Raw genomic sequence first — 23688 nt, forward strand, 5'->3', positions numbered from 1 at the left:
AAGGAATATGAGGGTTACGTGTAGCATCCTGTTGCCGGTAGCGGCGATCGCTAGCGTCGTGGGCGGCGCGGCGCGGGCGCAGGACCTCTCCGGCGGCGTGGAACTGGCGACCGACGAGAGCCGCCGGGGCCTGAGCTGGAGCGGCGGGCGCGTGGCGGCCTCTGCCGATGCGCAGGTCTCGGTCGGGATCGTGGATGCATCCGCCCGGATCACGAGCACCCGCAATTCGCCCCGGCATGCGGGAGCCGACGCGGTGGCCGACCTCGAACTCGGGGTGACGACCGACGCGGGGCCGTTCCGGCTGCGCGGGCATGTGACCGCGCATCTCTTCACCGGTGCCCGCGAGCGCATGGACTATGTCGAGCTGGGTGCCCGCGGTAGTTACTCGCTGGGGCCGCTCCAGCTCGGCGCCGGGGCGGTCTATGCCCCGGACCAGAGCGCCATCGGCGGGGACAATCTCTATGTGTTCGCATCGGCGAACGCCGGCATCCCGACGACGCCCCTGTCGGTGTCCGCGACCCTTGGGCGCAGTTCGGGAAATGCGGACGATGCGGTGCGGGCCGCGCGGCTGCGGCCGTTGGGCAGCTACACCGACTGGCGGCTGGGCGTGGAGTATAACCGGTTCCCATTCACGATCGGGCTCGACTATGTCGGCACGGACTTCGCGCGCCGTTCGACGGCATCGCCCTTCGCCGACCTGGGCAATAGCGGCGATCGCATCCTGGGGCGCATCCGCGTGGCGTTCTGACAGGGAACCCTCCGCACCAATACGGGCCTTGCGCGCGGAGCGTGGTTAAGCGAAAAACACCAAATGCGATCGCGTACTGCTTCTCCCTTCCAGACCTTGCTGCGCCGGGCCGGTTTGCCCGCGCTCACGCTGATCGCCATCGGCTTCTTCGCGTACAACGCGGTGCTCGGGCCGACCGGCGTGATGCAGACCAAGCTGATCAAGGCGGAATATGAGCAGAAGCAGGCCGATTATGCCGCGCTCGACAAGCAGCGCGCCGCGCTGAAGAACCGCGTCGACCTGCTCGATCAGAAGCGCGGCGTCGATCCGGATCTGGCCGATGAGCTGGCGCGCAAGCAGCTCAATGTCGTCCGCCCGGACGAGGTCGTCATCCCCCTGCAGAAGCACGCGCCGGCCCCCGCCGGACGCTGAGCTTTTTTGCTGCATTGCAACTTTCGCAAGCCGCATCCTTGATTGCATAGAGTGCAATTGCCGTAGCGGCACGCGAACGGCACGCGCATTCCCGCGTTAGTTGCGCGGCGGGTAAAAACGCGCTTATAGGCACCCGCCTTCCCCCTCCCCGGACGAGGATTTCCTGTGGCCAAAGCACCGGCACGCAAAACGACTGAACCCGCAAAGACCAACCGCGAGCGGCCCGAAGAGCCGAAGCGGTATGAGGCTTCGAAGGAGCAGCTGCTCGAATTCTACAAGCAGATGCTGCTGATCCGCCGCTTCGAGGAGAAGGCCGGCCAGCTCTATGGCCTCGGCTTCATCGGCGGCTTCTGCCACCTGTATATCGGCCAGGAAGCCGTTGCGGTCGGCCTGCAGTCCGCGCTCGACGGCGAGAAGGACTCGGTGATCACTGGTTATCGCGACCATGGCCACATGCTCGCATACGGCATCGATCCCAAGGTCATCATGGCCGAGCTGACCGGTCGCGCCGCTGGCATCAGCCGCGGCAAGGGCGGCTCGATGCACATGTTCTCGACCGAGAAGAAGTTCTACGGCGGCCACGGCATCGTCGGCGCGCAGGTTGCGCTCGGCACCGGCCTGGCCTTCGCCCACAAGTATAACGAGGATGGCGGCGTCGCCATGGCCTATTTCGGCGACGGCGCCGCGAACCAGGGCCAGGTCTACGAGTCGTTCAACATGGCCGAGCTGTGGAAGCTCCCGATCATCTACGTGATCGAGAACAACCAGTACGCCATGGGCACCTCGGTCAACCGCTCGTCGGCCGAAGACCAGCTCTACAAGCGAGGCGAGAGCTTCCGCATCCCCGGCATCCAGGTGGACGGCATGGACGTGCTCGCCTGTCGCGGTGCCGCCGAGGAGGCGCTGGCCTGGGTCCGTTCGGGCAAGGGCCCGATCATCCTCGAGATGAAGACCTATCGCTATCGCGGTCACTCGATGTCCGACCCGGCGAAGTATCGTTCGCGCGAGGAAGTTCAGTCGGTCCGCGACAAGTCGGATCCGATCGAGCAGGTCAAGCGCGAGCTCGAGGACATGAAGGTCACCGAGGCCGAACTGAAGGCGATCGAGGCCGAGATCCGCAAGGTGGTGAACGAGTCTGCCGACTTCGCCGAGCAGACGCCCGAGCCCGATGCTTCCGAACTGTATACCGACGTGCTGGTGGAGTCCTACTGAGATGGCGATCGAACTGAAGATGCCGGCGCTCTCGCCCACCATGGAAGAGGGCACGCTCGCCAAGTGGCTCGTCAAGGAAGGCGACACGGTCAAGTCGGGTGACATCCTGGCCGAGATCGAGACCGACAAGGCGACGATGGAGTTCGAGGCCGTCGACGAGGGCACGATCGCCAAGATCCTGGTCGCCGAGGGCACCGACAACGTGAAGGTCGGCACCGTGATCGCGACGATCGCGGGCGAGGGCGAGGACGCTTCGGCGGCCCCGGCTCCTGCCGCCGCACCGGCTCCGACGCCTGCTCCCGCGCCGGCCGAGCCTGCCGCTGGTGAGGATGGTGGCCCGAAGAAGGCCGACAGCGGCACCAAGCAGCTCGCCAGCGAGAAGGCAGCCAGCGTCAAGGATCCCGCGATCCCCGAGGGCACCGAGATGGTCAAGGTGACCGTCCGCGAGGCGCTGCGCGACGCGATGGCCGAGGAGATGCGCAAGGATCCGCGCGTCTTCGTGATGGGCGAGGAAGTCGCCGAGTATCAGGGTGCCTACAAGGTGACCCAGGGCCTGCTCGAGGAGTTCGGTCCGAAGCGCGTGATCGACACGCCGATCACCGAGTACGGCTTTGCCGGCCTCGGCTCGGGCGCGGCGATGGGCGGCCTCAAGCCGATCGTCGAGTTCATGACCTTCAACTTCGCGATGCAGGCGATCGACCACATCGTGAACTCGGCGGCCAAGACCAACTACATGTCCGGCGGCCAGATGCGCTGCCCGATCGTGTTCCGTGGTCCGAACGGTGCGGCGAGCCGCGTCGGTGCACAGCACTCGCAGAACTATGGCCCGTGGTACGCCTCGGTCCCTGGCCTGATCGTGATCGCGCCTTACGACGCGCAGGACGCCAAGGGCCTGCTCAAGGCGGCGATCCGCTCGGACGATCCGGTCGTGTTCCTCGAGAACGAGCTGATGTACGGCCGTCACTTCGAGATCCCGAACCTCGACGATTACGTGCTGCCGATCGGCAAGGCGCGCATCGTCCGTGAGGGCAAGGACGTGACGATCGTGAGCTACTCGATCGGCGTTGGCGTCGCGCTCGAAGCCGCCGAGAAGCTGGCGGCCGAGGGCATCGAGGCGGAGATCGTCGATCTGCGCACGCTGCGCCCGCTCGACACCGATACCGTGCTCGAGAGCCTGAAGAAGACCAACCGCATGGTCGTGGTCGAGGAAGGCTGGCCGACCTGCTCGATCGCGTCGGAAATCGCCGCGGTCGTCATGGAGCAGGGCTTCGACGATCTCGACGCGCCGGTGCTCCGCGTGACCAACGAGGACGTTCCGCTGCCTTATGCCGCCAATCTCGAAAAGCTGGCACTGATCACTGCGGACAAGGTCGTCGCGGCGGTGAAGAAGGTCACCTACAAGGGCTGATCCTCGCCGGCAGGCCGAACAACGAAAAGGCCGGGGGAGACCCCGGCCTTTCTCTTTTTCCGGCAATTCGGATTCAGCAGCTGGCGACGGCAACCTTGGTCTGGTTGTAGACACCGTCCGGATGGGTCGGGTTCGGATTGTTGCTGCCGTTCTCCAGTTTCTTGTCGCTGCTGGTGTCGCGCCGGTCGCGCACCATCATGGATGCGGTCTCGGTCATCTCGGTGCTTGGGGACAGCGATGTCCGGATCAGCGGCGTGTACTGGTAGCGAACCTCGACGAACATCGTAACGCCGTCGGTAAGTGCGTTGACCTGTCGGTTGGTAGGCCCGAAGCCGTCCTTGTTGTTCGTCCCGGCGGCACCGAGGCTCGATGTGAATCCCGTCTTGCTGCCTTTGCAGCGTTGCCACCGGATCATCGATTTTCCCGCATTGCTGGGGTCGGGCTCGATGCTCGAAATGATCACGCGGCCATTGGTGAACAGCTTGAGCTCACCCGATTGCATGTCGGCACCGGTGAGCAGGTCGTTGATGTCGAGTTCGTCGATCGTCTTGGCCTGCAGCTGGGAGCCGGATCCAATACGCGCCGAATTGTCGGCCAGGTGCAGGGCGATCTGCCCGACACGCATCTTGGTGATGATGTAGTTGGTGAGCTCGGCTCCGCCGAGGCTCATCGTCAGCACGATCGGCAGTGCGAACGCAAACTCCAGCAGGGCAACGCCGCTGGTTTCCCGGCGCAATCGCCGGGAGAGGGAGCGCAGGCGGTTCATGTGCAATTCCTCACCGTTGGCGAGCCCTGATCGCCATAGGGCTGGTTGCGGAGCACCGTCGAGGCGGTGACGCTGGTTGTCGGCGAGCCGCCGATGATCTTGTCGATGGGGAAGATGCGGGGATAGCTGACCGTAACCGTGTAGATTACCGCGTCCTTTGCGCCGCCCTGGCCGGCATTGACCCCATCGGCGTCCCATTTTCCGTTGCCGTTGTTGTCTTCATAGGGTTCGCCCGGCGTGGCGCCCTGCGGGCCGTCGCAAAGGCCGTTGCCGTTGGTGTCGGTGAAGGGTTCGAACTGCGCCTTCGCCGCGTTGCTGAAGGTTCGATACCATTTCCGGCTGATCGTGACCGTGCTGTTGTTGTGCAGCAGCCTGGCCTGCGCCGTGACCTTCGCGTCGAGGCTGGCCTGCGTGTTCTCGGCGAGCCCGGTTTCCAGGGTCGAATCACGGCCGACCTTCTGGACCACACCCTGCAGCGCCGCGCGCAGGTACAGGGTATGGGCGATGTCGAGGGCACCGAACAGCAGGGCGCAGAGCACCGGCGCGACAATGGCGAACTCGATGATGGTCGCGCCGCGACGATCCCTGGCGAGCCGGCGCAGCGAGTGGCGGCGGGTCATTTGGTTAGCCTCAGCTGCGAGATCTGGTCGGCGATCTTCTTGAAGGTCTGCTGCAGCGCGGGGCCGTCGGTCGCGTCGAAATAGCGGCCCGGGGTCGCGCATTTGTTGAGGCGATCCTTGGTCTCCTGGCTCTGGCCCTCACCGAAGTTGATCACCCACAGCGTGATGTTCTTCCGCTGGACCCAGTCGCAGATCGCCAGGAAGCGCAGGTTGACCTGCTCATCCAGCTGGTCCTTGGTCGGGTTCTCGTCGGTCTGGCGGTGATCGAAGAACGGGATGCCATAGGCCGCATAGTCGTAGTTGTTCGCGTTGGTGTCGCCGTCGGTCATGAAGATCATGTGGCGTTCGATCTCGCCGCCCTTCGAAGTGTACGCGTTCTCCGACTTGAAGATGCCGGTCGGCGACATCAGGCGCGCACCCCAGATCATGCCGATGTCATGATAGGTGTTGCCGGACGGGGTGAGCGAGTTGACATAGTCCTGGAACAGCGTGGCGCTGGTCCATGCCTGCAGCTTCCGCGCCTCGGTCGGGCAGAAGAAGGTCGCGCTGTTGTTGTAGTCGTTCGGCGTGGTCTCGGAATTGGTATTCCAGCCGCTGGTGTTCGCGTTGCTCCAGCTCGTGGCGTTGTAGTTGGAACCCCGCGTCGAGGAGCGCGTGAAGATCAGCTGCGGAAGCGCAGGTCCCCACCGCGTATCATCGTCATATGGCACCGTATCGATATCAAGGTCCTTCGCCGCGGACGGGATCGGACTGTAGCTGGTCGCCGGGTCGGTTTGCCGTTCCTCGATGCAGCCCGACCAGTTGATGGTGGCCGGCGTCACGTCGTTGCCGGCCGCCGTGTCGCCGACCATGGCGGTGAACGAACCGTTCCAGTTGCTGCCGCCCGCCTTCAGCGCGCTCACATCGACTTCGGTGCTGTTGTAGGTCCAGCTGGCGAACTTCTCCTGGTAATAGGTCGTCGTCGTGGTCTTGACCCGGCGGCAGCTCTTCTTGTTGTCGCTTCCGCTTGCCGAGCGGTCGGGGGCGTTGCCCCAGCTTTCCGTCGAGTTCGAGCCCGAGGTCCAGCCCCATTCGCCGTTCGAGCCGCCATCGCTGGCGGTGCCATCGTGCGGGAAGGTCGATTCGATCGTCGGGGTGGGAGCCGGTCCACCGGAATTCACGGGCGTGGCGGCGAACGAGCCAAAGGCTTCGTTCTTCATGAACTTGAGGCACTCGTCCTTCGTGATCGAGCCGCCGCCATAGCTTTCCCAGCGGGTCTCCACCTTCTTGGGCGGCACCGCGAGGTTCGCCGTGCGCGTCTGGTAGGTCCATCGGTTGGCTATATAGTCGTTGGGCAGGAGCTTCCCGACGTTCACATCGGTCGAATAGGGGACGAAGCCGAAGCGGATCTGCACCTGGTCGCCCGTGCCGCCGCTGGGCTCATTGCCGTCGCAATCGGTGTCCGCGATGTCGAGCCGCGCGACGATCTGGTAGAAGCACTTCACCGCGATACGGAGCTGGCCGATGCGCGAGCTGGTGTTGCCGTTGCAGCTGCTGCTGCCGTTCGGACAGTAGTTCATCGAGCCGGTGGTATCGAGCACGAACATCACGTCCGTGTTCGGCAGGCGCATCTCGGCATCACAGGTCACGCTGAGCGTTTCGGTGGTTTTGCCGAAGATGCGCATGATCGTCATCGGCAGGACTGCCTGTGCGCTGCCGCTGACCTTGCCGGCACTCTCCGAAAAGGCCTTGTTGACGCTGGTTACGCCATAGGCGTCCTTGTTGTAGTTCGCGTCGAAATAGCGTTTCGCGGTGGTTTCGGGAAAATTGGGATCGCTTCCGACCTGCTGCGCCCAGGTGCCGCCGCCCATCGTCTTGCGTCCCGCCAGGGCGCCGGCGTCGCATGCATGTTGCAGACGCGTCTTGACGATGTACATGCGACTGATGTCGATGCCGCCGCCAACCATGCCTGCAAGAGGGATCAGCGCCATGGTCATCAGGGCAAGCGTGTTGGCCCGCGTATCGCGCGCCAGCCTGCCCATGAAGGCACGCGTGATCGCTACAGTCCCCCGTCCGTCGCTCATCGATGAGCCCCTCATCCCCGTTCAACTCGGCTCCATGGAACCAGTGTCGCTAATTACGTATAAATCCGGGTGGTTAATGACGACCTTAAGCCCGTTGGGACTCGCGGCATGACGGGGATCGTGGAGGACCCGGAACGAGATCTCGTCCTCACTTACGCTCGCGCGGGCCGCCGCGCCGGATTGGCGGCGCTGCTGGCACTCGACGATGCGCTGGCCAAGCTGCTGCGCACCACGCGCGAGCCGGCGCTCGGCCAGATGCGGTTGGCCTGGTGGCGCGAGGCGCTGGAAAAGCTCGACCATGTGCCCGCGCCGGCCGAACCGGTGCTCAAGGCGCTGGAAGCCGAGGTGCTGCCGCACGGCGTCACCGGCGCGTCGCTGGTGCCGATCGTCCATGGCTGGGAAGTGCTGATCGAGGAGGAGCAGCTCGCCGCCGATGCCATGCGTCGTTTCGGCGAGGGGCGGGGGCAGCTGTTCGTGGCCGCGGGGGCGCTGCTCGGCGCCGCCGGCGACCCGCTCGCCCAGGCAGGGCAGGGCTGGGCGCTGGCCGACCTCGCCGGCAATCTGGAAGACGAAAAGGAGCGGGCGGTCGCCCGCGATCTCGCGCGTCCCCTGCTCGAAGATGCTGCCCGGACACGCTGGAGCCGCTCGGCGCGCGCCCTTGGCGCGCTCGCGCATCGCGCGCGGCTCGACTTGGCCGAAGCGCCCAAGGCCGCCGGTGCGCCGAGCCGTGTCGGCAGGCTGCTCTGGCATCGCCTCACTGGACGCTGACCCCGCGCTCTGATTAGCTCCCTTGTGCAAGGGGAGAGAGGCGATGTGGCGCTATCTGGTGGGTGCGGGAGCGACTTTGCTGCTGGTCGTTTCGGGATTGTTCCTGTTCCGGAGCACGGCGAGCACTGAAGCCAGGCTTCCCGCGGCGCCCGTCGCGGGAGTTGCGTCCGAAACGGAGCAGGATCTTCCCGCCGAGGCTCCCAGCGCCGCCGCGAAGACCCGCGAGCAGAAGCGCTTCGACCGGATCGACAAGGACAAGAACGACAGCATCGGCAAGGACGAATTCTTCGCCCTGCGGCGCAAGCTGTTCGCCCGGCTCGACACCGATCGCGACGGCAAGCTGAGCTTCGAGGAATGGTCGGTGAAGGCAGTCGAGCGCTTTGCCGGCGCCGACAAGGACAAGTCGGGCACGCTCAACCGCACCGAGTTCGCCACCACCGCCATGAAGCGCAAGCCGGCCAAGCCGCGCTGTGCCTGCGCCCCCGCCGCAACGGCGGCGAAGGCGCCGGCAGCGGCTCAGGAAGCGTCTGCGGACGACAGCGAGGACTGAGCCATCCAGCCCTGTTTCGCCTCGCGGGCGCGATCGGTGTACATCAGCTTGCGATCGGCCTTCTTGGTCTTGCCCGGGATCGGCGGGAACAGGCCGAAATTGACGTTCATCGGCTGATAGGTCTCGGCCTCCGCCTCGCCGGTGATGTGCGAGAGCAGCGCGCCCAGCGCCATCTCGCGCGGCGGCGAGGTGAGCGTCTCGCCTGCCAGTTCCGCCGCGGCGAAGCGTCCGGCGAGCAGCCCGATCGCCGAGCTCTCGACATAGCCTTCGCAGCCGGTGATCTGGCCGGCGAAGCGGATGTGCGGCGCGTTCTTCAGGCGCAGCTGGTGGTCGAGCAGCTCGGGTGATTTGATGAAGGTGTTGCGGTGCAGGCCGCCCAGCCGGGCGAACTCGGCATTTTCCAGACCCGGAATCGTCCGGAAAAGAGCGACTTGCTCGGCATATTTAAGCTTGGTCTGGAAGCCGACCATGTTCCACAAGGTGGCGCTGGCATTGTCCTGGCGGAGCTGGACCACCGCATAGGGCCAGCGACCGGTCTTGGGATCGTCGAGGCCGACGCCCTTCATCGGGCCGAAGCGCAGCGTCTCCAGCCCGCGCTCGGCCATCACCTCGATCGGCATGCAGCCTTCGAAATAGGGGACATTCTCCCATTCGCGGAACTCGGTCTTCTCGCCGGCCATCAGGGCTGCGTGGAAGGCGTAATACTGCTCCTTGGTCATCGGGCAGTTGATGTAGTCCTTGCCCGTGCCGCCGGGGCCGACCTTGTTCCAGCGCGACTGGAACCAGGCGATGTCCATGTCGATCGAGTCGCGATGCACGATCGGGGCGATCGCGTCGAAAAAGGCGAGCTGGTCCTTGCCGGTGGCGGTGCCGATGCTCTCGGCCAGGCCGGGTGCGGTCAGCGGGCCGGTGGCGACGATCGTCGGGCCGCTCTCGGGAAGCCTGTCCACGCGCTCGCGGACGATCTCGATGTTCGGATGCGCCATCAGCGCTGCGGTGACACCGTCGGAGAAGCGGTCACGATCCACTGCCAAGGCCGAGCCGGCGGGCACCTTGTGGATGTCGCCCTGGGCCATGATCAGCGAGCCGAGGTCGCGCATCTCCTGGTGGAGCAGGCCGACGGCATTGCTCTGGGCATCGTCCGAACGGAAGCTGTTCGAGCAGACAAGCTCGGCCAGCCCCTCGGTCTGGTGCGCCGGCGTCATGGTGCCGCTGCCGCGCATTTCGGAGAGGCGGACCTTGAAACCCTTGTTCGCGAGCTGCCACGCGGCTTCCGAGCCGGCCAGGCCGCCGCCGATGATATGAATGTCGTGCATGCGCCCCCGATAGAGCGATGCTTGGCAGAGCGCCAGTCACACGGCATCAAGGGCGAATGGACCGTCTCCGTACCGAACCGCTCTTCACCGCCGCGCTGATCGCCGGCGCCAGCTATTTCGCCAATTACTGGCTCGAGGCGGGGGGAACCGCCGCCGTGGTCTGGAAGGGCGCGGGCGTCGGCCTGCTCGCCTTGTGGGCGCGCAACAAGGCGGTGAATGGCGACGGTCGGATGATCGGCGCGGTGCTGGCACTCGGCGCGCTCGGCGACGTGCTGCTCGAATTGCAGGGCATGGCGGCGGGCGGGCTTGCCTTCCTCGCGGGGCATTTCCTGGCGAGCTATCTCTACCTGCGCAACAAGCGTGTTCCCGCCGCGCAGTGGATCGCGCCGCCGGTCGCGATGGGCGTGGCGCTGCTCGCCTGGTGGGTGTTCAGGGGCGGCTATCAGGTCGAGCTGCTCGCCTTCTATGTGTTCGGCCTCTCGCTGATGGCCGCATCGGCGATGCTCAGCCGGCTCGGCACGCTGGTCGCGGCGGGCGCCCTGCTGTTCTTCGTCTCGGACTGGCTGATCTTCCTGCGCGAAGGGCGCATGATCGCCCCGCAGATCGCGTCCCTGCTGATATGGCCGACCTATTTCGTCGGCCAGGCGTTGATCGCCTGGGGCGCGGTCCATGTGTTCCGTGGAGAAAAGGCGTCGGCATGAAGGTCTTCACCATCGGCTATGAGGCGACGACGATGGACGAGTTCATCGCGGCGTTGCGCAAGGCCGGGGTGGAGCGGGTGATCGACGTGCGCGCGGTGCCGCTGTCGCGGCGCCCGGGCTTTTCCAAGAACATCCTCGCCGCCAGCCTGAAGGCGGCGGGGATCGATTATGTGCTGCTGAAGAACCTAGGCACGCCCAAGCTCGGCCGCGATGCCGCCAAGAAGGGCGATGTGAAGACCCTGCGCGCGGTCTATGAAGGGCAGCTCCACCTGCCCGAGGCGCAGGCCGAGGCCGCGCAGATGCGCGCGCTGGCGGAGGAGAAGCCCAGCGCCCTGCTCTGTTTCGAGCGCAATCCCGAACATTGCCACCGCACCCTGCTGCTCGCCGCGGAAGGCGAGGGGGCGGAGGTGGTCGACCTCTATCCCTGAGACGAGAAAGGCCGGGGCGGCCGGAATACACGAATTCGGCCGCCCCGTAGGTTTGGGGAGCCGGCGTCACAGAGGGGCAAGGCGCCGGCCCAGATCGCTCTGGGGCCAGGGTCTTGCTGTGGTATTTCAGATTGTTGCGCGCTCGATCAGGCGGTTTCGCCACTTTGCTGGGTCGGCAGGGCGAAGCTGAAGATCGCGCCGCCATCGGGGCCGTTCTCCGCCCAGAGCCGCCCGCCATGCGCCTCGACGATGGTGCGGCAGATCGGCAGGCCGAGACCGGTGCCGCTCTCCTTGGTCGTGCGGAACGGCTCGAAGAGGTTGTCGAGCATGTCCTCGCTCAGGCCCGGTCCGCTATCGGCGATGCTGACCACCACTTCGCCCGGCTCCAGCCGCGTCGTCACCGACACATCGCGCCGGTCGCGGCCGGCAGTCGCCTCCACGCCGTTGCGGATCAGATTGGTCAGCACCTGCTCGATCTGGAGCGTATCGCCGATCACGCTGGCGGGGACATGGGCAAAGTCGCACTCGACCTTCGCGTCGCGCCCGCCCTTGAGCTGGCGCACGGCGGCGCAGGCGGACTGGATCACCGCCCCGAGATCGAGGCTCGACTGGGTAATCTCGCCGCTGACGGTGAAGGAGCGGATCTTGCGGATGATGTCGCCGGCTCGCAGCGCCTGGACGCGGGCGCGGTCGAGCGCGTCGAGGATGTTGTGATCGGGATCGACCCGCGAACGGGTGAGGTAGCGGCAGGCTTCGAGATAGTTGGTGATCGCGGCGAGCGGCTGGTTGAGCTCGTGCGCCAGGGTGGAAGCCATCGCGCCCATCGCGTTCAGCCTTGCGAGGCGGAGCAGCTTCTCGTGCACTTCGCGCAGCTGGGTGTCCGCTTCCATGTCGCGGGTGATGTCGATCACCAGCCCGAGCAGGCGCGGTCGCCCGTCATGCCCGTCGTAGCGGCCCTGCAGCGTCACCCAGCGGCTCTCGCCATCGGGCATGGTGAGCTGCAGCGTCATCTCCAGGGGGCCGCGGATTCGCCGGGCATTCACGATCGCCTTGCGCAGCTCGATCACCTGGTCGACGCCGAGGCGATCGGCGACATCGGCCATGCGGTAGGTGCCTTCGTGCCATTCGAGGCCGAACAGGCGCGCGCTCTCCGGCGAATGGCGCGATCCGCCGCGGATCAGGTCGATCTGCCACACGCCGACACCGGCTGCCTCCTGGGCGAGGCGGAGCAGCTTCTCGCTCTCCTGGAGCGCGCGCTGGGCGGCGACGCGCGGCGAGATGTCCTGGAGCACGATGGCGATATAGTCGCCGGTGCCATCGCCGGTGCGGACGAGGTTGGCGGTGCAATGCACCGGGCGCTGCGTGCCGTCGGGAAGCTGCAGCATCCGGTCGTCGGAATAGAAGGCGACCTCGCCGCGCGAAAGCGCCTGGATGCCCTCCAGGCTCGATTCCCATTCCTCGGCGGTGCTGGTCTTGCGGCAGCTCTCGCCGATCAGCTCCTCGCGGGGATAGCCGGTGAGCGCGCAGATCCGGTCGTTGACCTCGAGGAACGTGCCGTCGAGCGACAATCGGCCGACGCCGACGCCGGCCTGCTCGAATACCGCGCGATAGCGGCGCTCAGCTTCCTCGAGCCTGCGCCGGTCCTCCATTTCGGCAGTGACGAACTCGCTGGTTATCACGACGCCGGCGATGTGGTTGTCCTCGTCGCGCCAGGGGCGGAAGCTCCAGCGGACATAGTCGACGGTGCCGTCCGGATGGCGCAAGGCATCGCCATTGCCCGACAGCGACTCGCCCGCCAGCACGCGCGCATATTGGTCGCGACGCTCCGGAGCGCAGACCGGGAAGACCTCGAAATGGCTGCGCCCCTCCACCGAAACGCCCTCGGGCAGGCGGAAATCGGTGACGAAGCGCTTCGATGCGGCGACGAAGTGCAGGTCCCGGTCGAGGATCGCCACAGCCGAGGTGGCATCGCGCGCCATGTTGGTCAGGTTCCGCCGCGCGATCTCGAGCCGGCGCGCCGCGAGGCTCAGCTTGTCCTCCGCATGGCGTTCATCGGCATAGGCGGCGAGCAGGAATATCGTCGCACAGGTCACCGCCACGAATATCTGCGCGAGGAGCTGGCGATGGTCCGACGCCGCGGTGGAGAAGGGCCCGGTGTCGATCTCGGTGCTCCACAGCACCACCAGCGCGCTGATCGCCACCGACGTCGTCGCACCGCGCAGGTGCCAGCCGAGCGCAGCGAGGACCAGGGGCGGGAAGATCGCCCAGCTCATCGGGCTGCCGGTCGTCGTCAGGAAGGCATGGGCGGCAATGGCGCCGCAGAACAGCATGACGGCGACGAAGCCGGCCCAGCGCAGTGGCGACCAGCGCTCGCGCGGCGGGGTTGCCCAGACCAGCACCAGCGGCGCCACCAGGATCATGCCGAGCCCTTGCTGGGCGAACTTGTCGACGAATGCCGGTGCGCGCCCCACCGCGATCGCACCGAATGCGACGATCCCGGCAGCGAGAAGCGAGCCGGCAACCGCGGCGACGAAGACCCAGAGGATCGACCGCGGATCGAGCAACTCGTTCGGGTTGATGCCGCGGCGCTTGATCAGCACCGCGGTGAGCAGCGCGCCGAGCGCCAGCCCCATTGCGCGGAAGCCCTGCTCGATCAGCGGGAAGGGGGACTGGAACAGCCAGTAGGTGACCAGCACGGCCAGGGCGAGCAGCGGCCAGAACCGCGTGCTGGTCAGCATCAGTCCGCCCACCGAAACGCCAATGGCGAGACCCAGGGGCGGGCTATGGCCCATCACCCGGTACCACAGCGCCCAGCTGATGCAGCCCGCCAGGGCACCGGCGAACAACATCAGCGCCGGACGCACCGCCGCAATCCAGTCTTCCGGCAGACGCTCCCTCACCGTTGCCATCCGATCTCCGTTCCGGCGGAAGCCCATCGGAAATACTGACAGCGATGTAAATCCGCTAATTTACGGAATGGTTGCGCAATAATTTATCAAGCTGCGGCTTTGCGGCGTTCCGCCATTTCCTCGTTGAGCATTTCGGCGAGCAGGAAAGCGAGTTCCAGGCTCTGTCCGGCATTGAGACGCGGATCGCAATGCGTGTGGTAGCGATCGGCCAGTCCCTGTTCGGTGATGTCGATCGCGCCGCCGGTGCATTCGGTGACGTTCTGCCCGGTCATCTCGGCATGGATACCGCCCGCGAAGGTGCCTTCGGCCCGGTGCACGGCGAAGAAACCGCGCACTTCGGCGAGGATCCGCTCGAACGGCCGCGTCTTGTAGCCATTGGCCGCCTTGATGACGTTTCCGTGCATTGGATCGCAGCTCCACACCACCGGATGCCCTTCGCGCTTCACGGCGCGGACGAGCTTGGGCAGGCCGGCCTCGATCTTGTCATGGCCATAGCGGGTGATCAGCGTCATCCGGCCCGGCGTGCGGCCCGGGTTGAGCGTGTCGAGCAGGCGCAGCAGCGCATCGGGCTCGAGGCTCGGCCCGCACTTCATGCCGATCGGATTGCCGATCCCGCGCAGGAACTCGACATGCGCCGAGCCCTCGAACCGGGTGCGATCGCCGATCCACAGGAAGTGTGCCGACGTGTCGTACCAGTCCCCGGTCAGCGAATCCTGGCGGGTCATCGCTTCCTCATAGGGGAGCAGCAGCGCCTCGTGGCTGGTGTAGAAACTGGTCGCCTTGAGCTGCGGCACGCTGTCCGCGTCGATGCCGCAGGCGGCCATGAAGTCGAGCGCCTCGCCGATCCGATCGGCGACATCCGCATATTTCTTGGCCCAGGGGCTGCGGCCCATGAAGTCGTGGGTCCATTTGTGGACCTGGTGCAGGTTGGCATAGCCGCCCTGCGCGAAGGCGCGCAGCAGGTTGAGCGTCGCCGCCGACTGCGAATAGCCCTGGAGCATGCGCTGCGGATCGGGAATGCGCGCTTCCGGGGTGAAGGCGATGTCGTTGACGTTGTCGCCGCGGTAGGACGGCAGCTCGACGCCGTTGATCGTCTCGGTGTCGGCCGAGCGCGGCTTGGCGAACTGGCCTGCCATGCGGCCGAGTTTCACCGTCGGCAGCTTCGAGGCGAAGGTGAGCACCACCGCCATCTGGAGCAGCACGCGGAACGTGTCGCGGATGTTGTTCGGGTGGAACTCGGCGAAGCTCTCGGCACAGTCGCCGCCCTGGAGCAGGAACGCCTCGCCGCGCGACACCTTGGCCAGCTCGCTGGTCAGATCGCGCGCCTCGCCGGCGAAGACCAGGGGCGGGAACGAAGTCAGCTGGTTGGTCGCGGCGTCGAGCGCGCCCTGATCGGGGTAATTGGGCAGCTGGCGCGCTTCGGCGGCCTTCCAGCTCGACGGGCTCCAGCTCGCATGCATGTCATTCTCCGCGTCACGTACGGTGATGTTCCAGTCGGCGGCACCGGCGATGCCGTGCGCGGCAATCAGGTTCATCACCTTTGCGTTCGCGCGCTTGCCGTCCTTCTCCCAGCCCTGGACGGTGGAGCCGGGGATATCGAACCACGCGCCGAATGCGGCTCGGGTGAGGGAGCGCTCCTCGCGGAAGCGGCGAATCTTGGTGCCTGCCAGTGTTGTCATAACGGAGGCGACTTACCCCCGCTGGGTAAAAATGCGCAAGCAAAAAATTTCCCCGCTGGGGTAAATGCACAATTTCCGTCATCCCGGCAAAAGCCGGGATCTCAGGCAGCTCTTTCCCCGCCATCACCTGAGACCCTGGCTTTCGCGGGGTGACGGAGGGGGCTAGTCCGGCAGCGTTTCGCCCAGCTTGTCGTACTGCAGGCCGATCCCGTGCAGGCGGGAGCCATTGTCCTCATATCCGTCGAGATAGATGCCATGCTCGGTATGGAGCAGCCGGGTGCCCTCGCCGTCGGGCAGCAGCTCGATCGAACAGAGGTTCACCGAGATCGGCTTGCCGTTCAGCTTCATCCGATAGGCGTAGACGATGCGGCTGTCGGGCACGATGTCATGATAGGAGCAGTCGAAGCGCGTCACCGTGCCGCTCTGCCACTTGCCTTCCAGATGCTCGGTCCCGCCGACGCGGAAATCGAAATGACGATCGACCATGTCCCACAGCTCGTTCGGGCCGGAGAACCAGCGTGCCTTGCCTTCCTCGGTGGCGAAGGCGGCGAAGACCCTGGCGGGGCTCTGCCTGAAGCGGCGATCGATGACGAACTTGTCGTGGACGGCTTCAGCCATGGTCATTCTCCTGGTCCTGGGCGTCGAGGAATTTGGCGAGGCGATCGTAGCGCGCCTCGGTCGCGCGGCGGCGCTCGATGATCCATTGCTCGACCGCGGCGAGCGCCAGCGGCTCGAGCGTGCAGGTTCGCACGCGCCCCTGCTTCTCGGTGCGGACGAGCCCGGCGCCTTCGAGTACCCGGACGTGCTGGAGGAAGCTCGGCATCGCCATGGTGAACCCACCGGCCAGTTCGCTGACGCTCGCCGGGCCGTCACCGAGACGCTCGACCACCGCGCGGCGCGTGGGGTCGGCGAGGGCAGCGAAGGCAGCGTCGATTTGGTTAGGCATGAGCCTAACTAACGCGTTGCGAACGGATCGGGCAAGGGGAAACTAGTAGCCCGCCGCCAGATCGACTTCGTTGCTGAGCGGTCGTCCCTCCACGAATGCCCGCGCATTCTCGACGAACAGCGCGGCGGCGCGCAGGAACATCCGCGTCTGGCTGCGGCCTGACAGGTGCATCGAGTGGATCACGTTGGGTGTGGTCCAGAGCGGATGTTCGGGCGGCAGCGGCTCGGGCGTGACGGTGTCGAGGAAGGCGCCTGCGATCCGCCGCCTGCTGCAGGCATCGATCAGCGCGTCCTGGTCGATCAGCTCGCCGCGGCCGACATTCACGATCCAGGTGCTGGGCTTCATCGCCGCGAGTTCCTCGGCACCGATCATCGCGCGGCTTTCGTCGGTCGACGGAGCGGCCAGGAACACCCAGTCGGTCTCGGGTAGCAGCGCGCGCCACGCGTCGGCTCCCACGGTACCCTCGGCACCCGAGCGGGTGACGCCGGTCACTTCGACACCGAAGCCCTTCAGCCGCTCGCCGATCAGCCGCCCGATCGTGCCATAGCCGATCACCAGCGCCTTGCTCTCGAACAGCTCGAGCTTGCCCGGCGCGTCGGTCGGCCATTCCTGGCGGTCGGCGGCGCGGACCACCTGGTCAAAGCGCTTGGCGGCGACCAGCGCGCCCATCACGGCATATTCGGCCACGGTGTGCGCATTGACCCCGCTGCCATTGGTTACGCGCGTGCCGCGTTCGCGCAGCAGCTCGGTGTCGAGCACATCGAGCCCGGCATAGATGGTCGAGAGCCATTGGAGCTTGCCCGCTGCCGCCACGGCGCGCGCCCATTCGCGCGGATTGTTGTTGTCGAGCCAGCCGATGTCCGCATCGCCGACGAGCGCGATGGCCTCGTCGGTGGAGGCGAACCAATGGACGTCGAGCCCGGCGGGGAGCTGCGGCTCCACGAGCGGGCGGGCGAGGGCAGGGAGCACGGCCTTCATGGGCCGGAGGCTAGCGCGCCACCGGCCCGGGTTCAAAGGGACTTATTGATGGTCGCGCTCGCGGTCACGATCCCGGTCGTGATCCCGCCGGGGGCCGTCCGGCGTGGCCGTTGCGGTGGGCGTGGGGGAGGGCGTCGCACCCGGGCGACGGTCACCGCGGTCGCGATCCCCGCGCGGATTGTCCCGGGCATTGTCGCGCGCCTTCTCGGCCTGCTCGCGGCGATCATGCGCCGCCTTTGCCGCTTCGTCGGCCTCGCGGACGCGGCCCGGCCCTGGCGCACGCGCCTTGCCGTCGCCATCGAATTCGCGACTGGGCCTGCCGCCCTGGAAGGCATAGCTGCGGCCGCCGCGCTGGACGAAAAAGGGCTTGTTATCGCTGGCACGGAAATAGGCGACTTCCTTGCCGTCGCGATCGGCGGTGCGGACGATCTTGCCGCCGCGCGTCCAGGCCCAGCCTTCGCCATAGCGGATGCGCTGGACGTTCCTGCCCTCGCGGATCTCGTCCTCGATTGTGCCGGCATCATGGAGCGGGGCGGCATCGGCGGCGCTGGTGCCGGCGGCGGCCTTGGGCACTGCCGCGACGGTTACCGCCGTCGCATCGTCGGCATCCTCGACCACCGGCACGTCGTTGAGCGTCGCGTCGTCGGGGGCGATCGCATTGTCGACATCGACCGCGATATTGTCGGTGGTCCTGGGCGCCTGGTTGCAGGCGCCCAGCGCCAGGGTGGCGGCCAGGGTGGCGAGGGGCAGAGACTTCGGCATACGCGCATACTCCGTTGACGCCCCTCTTCCCGAGAGGCGCGGCACGGAGTGCAACGCGTTGGCGGCCGCGATTATCCGCCGAGTATCGGCTTCCAGTCCCAGCCCATCGGATCGCCGTCCATCACCTCGACGCCCGCGGCGGCGAGTTCGTCGCGGATCGCGTCGGAGCGCTGGAAGTCCTTGACCAGCCGCGCTTCCTTGCGCTCGACCAGCCGGTCCTCGATCTCCTGCGCGGTGATCGTTGCCGCTGTGGGGCGCACGCGCAGGTCCTCGCGGCCGAGTTCGAGCAGCTTGAGGCCGAGCACCGCGTCGAAGGCGGCGAGCCCGGCCAGGCGATCGGCCGGCGACAGCTTCTTCTCGGCGAGCATCTCGTCGAGGGCGGGCAGCGCCCTGGGCGTGTTGAGATCGTCCGACACGGCCTCATCCAGCCGCTCGATCCAGACGGCAGGTGCGGTACCTTCGCCTTCGGCGCGGGCCTTGAGCGCGGTCACCGTCATCACCAGCCGCTTGAGCCGGGTCAGTGCCGCAGCCAGGTTCTCGGCCGAGAATTCCAGCTCGCTGCGATACTGGGCCTGAAGGCAGAGCAGCCGATAGGCGAGGGGATGCACGCCCGCGTCGATCAGCGACTGGAGCGTGGTGAACCCGCCCTTGGACTTGGACATCTTGCCCTGGCGATCGACCAGGAAATTGTTGTGCATCCAGAAATGCGAACCCGTGTCGGAGCAGCCGCAGAACGCCTGGTTCTGCGCGATCTCGTTCGGGTGGTGGATCTCGCGGTGATCGATGCCGCCGGTATGGATGTCGAACGGCGCGCCGAGATACTTGATGCTCATCACCGAGCATTCGAGGTGCCAGCCCGGCGCACCCTTGCCCCAGGGGCTGTCCCATTCCATCTGGCGCTGCTCGCCTTCGGGGGATTTGCGCCAGATCGCGAAGTCCTGCGGATGGCGCTTGCCTTCCACCGCCTCGATCCGGCCTTCGCGCGCATCGTCCTGCGATCCGGCGAGCTTGCCATAGTCGGGCACGGTGGTGCTGTCGAAATACAGGCCCGAATCGAGTTCGTAGCAATGCTCCGGCGCGATCTTCTCGGCGAAGTCGATCATCTCGGCGATGTGATCGGTCGCCACCGACCAGCGGGTGGGCTGGCGGATGTTGAGATCGGCGATGTTCTGCTTGAACGCAGCCGTATAGTGCGCGGCGATATCCCAGATGCTCTTCGCCTGGGCCTTGGCCGCCGCTTCCATCTTGTCGTCGCCGGCATCGGCGTCGCTGGTCAGATGGCCCACGTCCGTGATGTTGATGACATGGGTGAGGGCATGGCCCTTCCAGCTGAGCACCCGGCTCAGCGTGTCGGTGAAGACATAGGCGCGCAGATTGCCGAGATGGGCATAGTTGTAGACCGTCGGCCCGCACGAATAGACGCGAACCCCCTTGGCGGGGTCGAGCGGCTGGAATGCTTCCAGGCTGCGGGTCAGCGAATTGTAGAGCGTGAGTTGCGCGGTCATCCGGGCGGCATAGCGGCTCGGCGGTCCGCTGCAAGCCTCAGGCGGGCTCGGGCATCACCTCGACCGTGCTGTCCAGCGCCGCGCGCACCATCGCGCTCCAGATCTCCGCCGGATCCTCGCCGGCCGCACGCCCCGCCTCGACCATGCCGCGAGTCGGCTCGCGCAGGGTGTGGAGAATGGCGACGGCGCGGTTGATCTCCGCCCGCCAGATGCGCTCGACGATCACGCTCACCGGCTCGTCGGGGCCTTCAAAGGCCTCGCCATTCGGGCTGACCATCTCGGCGGCGATGACGCGCGCGATGCGCTCGACGGGCGAAGTGACGGCAATATCGGTCATGAGCGCTCCCATTCGCGGAGTTCCGACCCGCGAAAACGCGCGTCCGGCGAAACGGTTCAGGCGGCGAGCGCTGGCTCGCTGCGCCGGATCAGTCCGTTGCCGGTGCTGCCGCCCGCGATCAGGGGCAGTGCGGTGGCGCAATAGGCGCATTCCGCAGTGAGCCGGCCGATCATCCAGTGCGACCCGCCACAGCCCGGACAATAGTTCCGCTCCTGTGACCGATACGCGACGCGATAGCCGGTAAGGACATTTCGGATGCCGAAATCGTACATGCTTCGTCTCCCGATACTCGGGGACTCAATCGCAGCGAATCGTGATTTGTTCCGCGTCCGGCTCAGTACGGGCCCGACGAGCCGTGCAAAACTGTGGATAAGTGGCGCGAAAGCCACACATGCCCGGCGGGCGCGATGCCGTGCGGGGGTGAAATGTGACGCTGAAAAAGTGGAGGCCCGAGCCGGAATCGAACCGGCGTGCAAGGATTTGCAGTCCTCTGCGTCACCACTCCGCCATCGGGCCTCGGAGCGAGCGGCGGCAATGCGCAGGCTGTTGCCGACATGTCAACATTGCAGTGCAAAAATAGCTGCGCGCCTTGCTTGGCGAAGCGTTGCGAAGGGGATACAAGCCGCGCTACATAAACAGTGTATTGCGCAACTAACACGGTTGTGCCAGATAGCCGGGGTAATGATGGCTCTTACGGTAGATTCCGCGCCTGCCGAGGCGAACCGCTTCGAAACGATGCGCCATGCGATGGTTGCCAGCCAGCTGCGCACCAACGCCGTGAACGACACGCGCGTGGTGGAGGCGATGGCGCGCCTGCCGCGCGAGGACTTCCTTCCGGAAGAGCACCGTGCGATCGCCTATCGCGACACGCTGCTGCCGCTCGCCGGCGGCCGCCGCCAGAACCTGCCGCTGGCTACGGGCCGGCTGCTGACCGCCGCCGACGTTCGCCCGACCGACAAGGTGCTGCTGATCGGCGCCGCGGGCGGCTATTCGGCGGCGCTGCTCGCCGGTCTCGCCAATGCCGTGGTCGCGGTCGAGGAGGAGGCGTCGCTCGCCACGCTCGCCCGCACCGCGCTCGCTGCCTATGCCAATGTCGAGCTGGTCGAAGCGCCGCTCGCCGCCGGCAATGCCCAGGAAGGCCCTTATGACCTGATCGTCGTCGACGGTGCGGTCGAGGAGATTCCTGCCGCACTGCTCGATCAGCTCAAGCCCGAAGGGCGCGTGGTGACCGGCGTGGTGGATCGCGGCGTGACTCGCCTCGCTTCGGGTCGTCGGACCGAAGGGGGCTTCGGCCTTTCCGATTTCGCCGACATCGAATGTGCAATTCTTCCTGGTTTCGAGCGCCTACGAACCTTTCAATTCTGATTTCTGAAAGAGGCTCATGCGAATTTCCTCTCTGTTCCTGGGCGTCAGCCTTGTCGCGATCGCCGTGCCTGCCGCTGCGCAGACCACGACGACACGATCGGGCACCAGCACGTCTGTGCGTGTCGAAGTCGGCACGGCTGCTCCGGCCGAGGCCGCGCAGCCGACGACCACGCTGCGCGACGCCCTGGTTCAGGCGTACAACACCAATCCGGGCCTCCAGTCGGACCGCGCGACCCAGCGCGCCAATGACGAGAATGTGCCGATCGCCCGTGCCGCAGGCCGTCCCGGCGTGAACGGCACCGGCTCGCTCAGCGACAGCATCTATGACAGCGACGCGCAGTCGGGTCCGCTGGCGGGGCCGACCCGCCAGGGCCGCCTGGGCCTCAACCTTTCGGTGCCGGTCTATGCGGGCGGTGCGGTGCGCAATTCGGTTCGCGCGGCGGAGACCCGCGTCGATGCCGGCCAGGCCAGCCTGCGCGGTTCGGAAGCCCAGCTCTTCACCGATTCCGTGACGTCCTATGTCGACGTGCTGCGTTTCGAGGCGATCGTCCGGCTGAACCAGCAGAACGTCCATGTGCTCGAGGTCAACCTCCAGGCGACTCGTGATCGCTTCGAGGTGGGCGACCTGACCCGCACCGACGTTGCCCAGTCCGAGGCACGTCTCGCGCTCGCGCAGAGCCAGCTTCGCACCGCCGAGGCCGCGCTCATCGGTTCGCGCGAGAACTATATCCGCATCATCGGCACCCCTCCGGGCGTGCTCGCCCAGCCGCCGGCGCTGCCGAACCTGCCGAACGACGTACAGGATGCCGAACAGGCCGCCGTCGCCAACAATCCCGATCTCGAGGCGGCGCAGAAGCAGCGCGACGCCACGGCGTTCGACATCAAGGCCGCCCAGGCGACGCGTTCGCCGCAGGTGAGCCTCACTGCCGGTACGACCTACTACAACTATCTCGGCTCGCTGAGCGACCAGGCCCATACGCTGGGCGGCATCAACGCGAACGGCATCGCCAACACGGTCGGCGCCCAGGTCACGCTGCCGGTGTTCCAGGGCGGTCGCCCGGCGGCGCAGGTCCGACAGGCCCAGGCGCGCCGTGCCGCGGCGCTGGAGACCGTCACGCTCACCGAGCGCGGCGTGATCGCCCAGGTCCGGTCGGCCTATGCCAATTACCAGTCGGCGCTCCGGGTGATCGAATCGACCCGCGTCGCGGTCGATGCCAACAAGCTGAGCCTCGAAGGCGTCCGCGCCGAGAACAGTGTCGGTACCCGCACGATCCTCGACATCCTGAACGCCGAGCAGGAACTGCTCAACAGCCAGGTCAACTACGTCACCGCCGAGCGCGACGCCTATGTCGCGGGTTTCCAGCTGCTCGCGGCGATGGGCCGGGCCGAGGCGCGCGATCTTAACCTTGACGGCGGGCCGCTCTACGACCCCGATGTCAACTACAAGCGCGTGAAGAATCGCTGGTCCGATCGCAACGACGATCCCGATCCGCAGACGGTGGGTACCCGTACCAACCAGACCCCGGCGCAGACCCCAGAGGTCGGCGGAACGTCGCTCGATCCGGTGCTTCAGCGTAATGATGCCACGCGACCGGTTGACATTAACCGTAAAAAGCCGTGATTACCCGCCTCCGGGGCTTTTTGGAGTAGCCGGTTGATGGGGGACATCAGTAGCGAGCCGTCGATGGAGGAGATTCTCTCTTCCATCAAACGCATCATCGCCGAGGAAGGCGATGCTGCCATCGCGACGCGTGCGCGCCGCGGTGGACGGTCGGCGACGACAGTGGCGGACAAGCCCGCTACCGTTGACGAAATCCTCGAGCTGAGCCAACCGGTCGACGAAGACAGACTGGAGACGCCGACCCCGATGTCGATGGGTTCCCCCACGCAGCCCGAGGCGCCCGCCAAGCCGGCGCGAGCCGGTGCGGCCGCCGCGCCTGCAACCGAAGCTCCGGCCGAGCCCATTGTCTCCGAGAGCGCCGTACAGGCGACTCGCGGCCCGCTCGAGGCGCTGTCGCGCATGGTGGTGAAGCCCGAGGTGACCGGATCGGACACGCTTGAGGGCATGGTCCGCGAAATGCTCAAGCCGATGCTGCGCGACTGGCTCGACGCCAATCTGCCGCGTCTGGTGGAAGACATGGTCGCGAAGGAAATCTCCCGGATCACCGGGCGGCAGTAAGCCGCGAGCCACTTTCCAGTTCCAAGGCCAATCCGTC

General features: G+C 66.4%; 24 protein-coding genes and 1 tRNA gene. 11 read left to right on the top strand and 14 right to left on the bottom strand.

The annotated features are described in order from the left end of the window. Positions 1-7: 7 nt before the first annotated feature. The 4 genes from GGR46_RS06710 to GGR46_RS06725 all read left to right on the top strand — a co-directional run bounded on the left by GGR46_RS06710 (position 8) and on the right by GGR46_RS06725 (position 3779). Positions 8-748: a TorF family putative porin gene (locus tag GGR46_RS06710; RefSeq protein WP_183995733.1), complete on the top strand. Its 741-nt coding sequence runs from the start codon at positions 8-10 to the stop codon at positions 746-748. 63 nt (positions 749-811) lie between these two features. Next, complete coding sequence (locus tag GGR46_RS06715; RefSeq protein ID WP_183995735.1) at positions 812-1159, top strand: FtsB family cell division protein; 348 nt, start codon at positions 812-814, stop codon at positions 1157-1159. Positions 1160-1324: 165 nt separating this feature from the next. Further along, on the top strand, positions 1325-2371 hold the full coding sequence (gene pdhA / locus GGR46_RS06720; protein ID WP_183995737.1) for a pyruvate dehydrogenase (acetyl-transferring) E1 component subunit alpha: 1047 nt from the start codon (positions 1325-1327) through the stop codon (positions 2369-2371). 1 nt (position 2372) lies between these two features. Then, a complete protein-coding gene (locus GGR46_RS06725) occupies positions 2373-3779 on the top strand; it encodes a pyruvate dehydrogenase complex E1 component subunit beta (RefSeq protein WP_183995739.1) in 1407 nt (468 codons plus the stop codon). Between the two features lie 73 nt (positions 3780-3852). Here the strand turns inward: GGR46_RS06725 and GGR46_RS06730 are convergent, their stop codons facing one another. Genes GGR46_RS06730 through GGR46_RS06740 form a run of 3 tightly spaced genes read right to left on the bottom strand, consistent with a single transcriptional unit; the run spans position 3853 to position 7228 of the window. Beyond that, complete coding sequence (locus GGR46_RS06730; protein WP_183995741.1) at positions 3853-4545, bottom strand: TadE/TadG family type IV pilus assembly protein; 693 nt, start codon at positions 4543-4545, stop codon at positions 3853-3855. Then, positions 4542-5165, bottom strand: a complete 624-nt coding sequence (locus GGR46_RS06735; RefSeq protein WP_183995743.1) for a TadE/TadG family type IV pilus assembly protein — start codon at positions 5163-5165, stop codon at positions 4542-4544. The genes GGR46_RS06730 and GGR46_RS06735 overlap by 4 nt, the downstream gene beginning before the upstream one ends. After that, positions 5162-7228 (bottom strand): Tad domain-containing protein, encoded by a 2067-nt coding sequence (locus GGR46_RS06740; protein WP_183995745.1) that lies wholly within the window; start codon positions 7226-7228, stop codon positions 5162-5164. Before GGR46_RS06740 ends, GGR46_RS06735 begins: the two co-directional genes overlap by 4 nt. Positions 7229-7336: 108 nt before the next feature. On the opposite strand from GGR46_RS06740, the gene GGR46_RS06745 reads away from it, so the two are divergent. Both GGR46_RS06745 and GGR46_RS06750 read left to right on the top strand, forming a co-directional pair. Further along, positions 7337-7996 (top strand): squalene/phytoene synthase family protein, encoded by a 660-nt coding sequence (locus GGR46_RS06745; RefSeq protein ID WP_183995747.1) that lies wholly within the window; start codon positions 7337-7339, stop codon positions 7994-7996. A 43-nt stretch (positions 7997-8039) separates the two neighbouring features. Then, on the top strand, positions 8040-8546 hold the full coding sequence (locus GGR46_RS06750; RefSeq protein ID WP_183995749.1) for an EF-hand domain-containing protein: 507 nt from the start codon (positions 8040-8042) through the stop codon (positions 8544-8546). On the opposite strand, the gene trmFO is transcribed toward GGR46_RS06750, so the two are convergent. After that, positions 8513-9862 (bottom strand): methylenetetrahydrofolate--tRNA-(uracil(54)-C(5))-methyltransferase (FADH(2)-oxidizing) TrmFO, encoded by a 1350-nt coding sequence (gene trmFO / locus GGR46_RS06755; RefSeq protein ID WP_183995751.1) that lies wholly within the window; start codon positions 9860-9862, stop codon positions 8513-8515. The two genes, GGR46_RS06750 and trmFO, sit on opposite strands and share 34 nt — an antisense overlap. A gap of 56 nt (positions 9863-9918) precedes the next feature. Between trmFO and GGR46_RS06760 the strand changes: the two genes are divergently transcribed. Both GGR46_RS06760 and GGR46_RS06765 read left to right on the top strand, forming a co-directional pair. Further along, positions 9919-10563, top strand: a complete 645-nt coding sequence (locus GGR46_RS06760; RefSeq protein ID WP_183995753.1) for a lysoplasmalogenase family protein — start codon at positions 9919-9921, stop codon at positions 10561-10563. Continuing rightward, a complete protein-coding gene (locus GGR46_RS06765; protein WP_183995755.1) occupies positions 10560-10991 on the top strand; it encodes a DUF488 domain-containing protein in 432 nt (143 codons plus the stop codon). The genes GGR46_RS06760 and GGR46_RS06765 overlap by 4 nt, the downstream gene beginning before the upstream one ends. Before the next feature lie 146 nt (positions 10992-11137). Here the strand turns inward: GGR46_RS06765 and GGR46_RS06770 are convergent, their stop codons facing one another. From GGR46_RS06770 to GGR46_RS06815, 10 genes are all read right to left on the bottom strand, one after another. Further along, complete coding sequence (locus tag GGR46_RS06770) at positions 11138-13900, bottom strand: PAS domain S-box protein (RefSeq protein ID WP_183995757.1); 2763 nt, start codon at positions 13898-13900, stop codon at positions 11138-11140. Positions 13901-13986: 86 nt separating this feature from the next. Then, positions 13987-15360, bottom strand: a complete 1374-nt coding sequence (locus GGR46_RS06775; RefSeq protein ID WP_183996831.1) for a class II 3-deoxy-7-phosphoheptulonate synthase — start codon at positions 15358-15360, stop codon at positions 13987-13989. A gap of 381 nt (positions 15361-15741) precedes the next feature. Next, positions 15742-16197: an SRPBCC family protein gene (locus GGR46_RS06780; protein ID WP_221262573.1), complete on the bottom strand. Its 456-nt coding sequence runs from the start codon at positions 16195-16197 to the stop codon at positions 15742-15744. Continuing rightward, positions 16190-16525: an ArsR/SmtB family transcription factor gene (locus GGR46_RS06785; RefSeq protein WP_183995761.1), complete on the bottom strand. Its 336-nt coding sequence runs from the start codon at positions 16523-16525 to the stop codon at positions 16190-16192. Before GGR46_RS06785 ends, GGR46_RS06780 begins: the two co-directional genes overlap by 8 nt. Positions 16526-16567: 42 nt before the next feature. After that, a complete protein-coding gene (locus tag GGR46_RS06790) occupies positions 16568-17503 on the bottom strand; it encodes an NAD(P)-dependent oxidoreductase (RefSeq protein ID WP_183995763.1) in 936 nt (311 codons plus the stop codon). 42 nt (positions 17504-17545) lie between these two features. Next, positions 17546-18265: a hypothetical protein gene (locus GGR46_RS06795; protein ID WP_183995765.1), complete on the bottom strand. Its 720-nt coding sequence runs from the start codon at positions 18263-18265 to the stop codon at positions 17546-17548. A 71-nt stretch (positions 18266-18336) separates the two neighbouring features. Continuing rightward, positions 18337-19770 carry a cysteine--tRNA ligase gene (cysS, locus tag GGR46_RS06800; protein ID WP_183995767.1) on the bottom strand — a complete coding sequence of 478 codons (1434 nt, stop codon included), beginning with the start codon at positions 19768-19770 and terminating at the stop codon, positions 18337-18339. Positions 19771-19807: 37 nt separating this feature from the next. Further along, positions 19808-20107 (bottom strand): hypothetical protein, encoded by a 300-nt coding sequence (locus GGR46_RS06805; protein ID WP_183995769.1) that lies wholly within the window; start codon positions 20105-20107, stop codon positions 19808-19810. 56 nt (positions 20108-20163) lie between these two features. Beyond that, positions 20164-20379, bottom strand: coding sequence for a hypothetical protein (locus GGR46_RS06810; protein ID WP_183995771.1), 216 nt, complete (start codon positions 20377-20379; stop codon positions 20164-20166). A gap of 170 nt (positions 20380-20549) precedes the next feature. Beyond that, a tRNA-Cys gene (locus tag GGR46_RS06815) sits at positions 20550-20623 on the bottom strand. Positions 20624-20788: 165 nt separating this feature from the next. On the opposite strand from GGR46_RS06815, the gene GGR46_RS06820 reads away from it, so the two are divergent. From GGR46_RS06820 to GGR46_RS06830, 3 genes are read left to right on the top strand one after another with little or no spacing between them, the layout of a single operon-like run. Continuing rightward, positions 20789-21472, top strand: coding sequence for a protein-L-isoaspartate O-methyltransferase family protein (locus tag GGR46_RS06820; RefSeq protein WP_246425908.1), 684 nt, complete (start codon positions 20789-20791; stop codon positions 21470-21472). Positions 21473-21488: 16 nt separating this feature from the next. Next, positions 21489-23093: a TolC family outer membrane protein gene (locus GGR46_RS06825; protein ID WP_183995773.1), complete on the top strand. Its 1605-nt coding sequence runs from the start codon at positions 21489-21491 to the stop codon at positions 23091-23093. A 36-nt stretch (positions 23094-23129) separates the two neighbouring features. After that, positions 23130-23651, top strand: coding sequence for a DUF2497 domain-containing protein (locus GGR46_RS06830; RefSeq protein ID WP_183995775.1), 522 nt, complete (start codon positions 23130-23132; stop codon positions 23649-23651). Positions 23652-23688: the final 37 nt, after the last annotated feature.

This window comes from Sphingomonas kyeonggiensis, from assembly GCF_014196745.1.
Lineage (GTDB): Bacteria > Pseudomonadota > Alphaproteobacteria > Sphingomonadales > Sphingomonadaceae > Sphingomonas > Sphingomonas kyeonggiensis.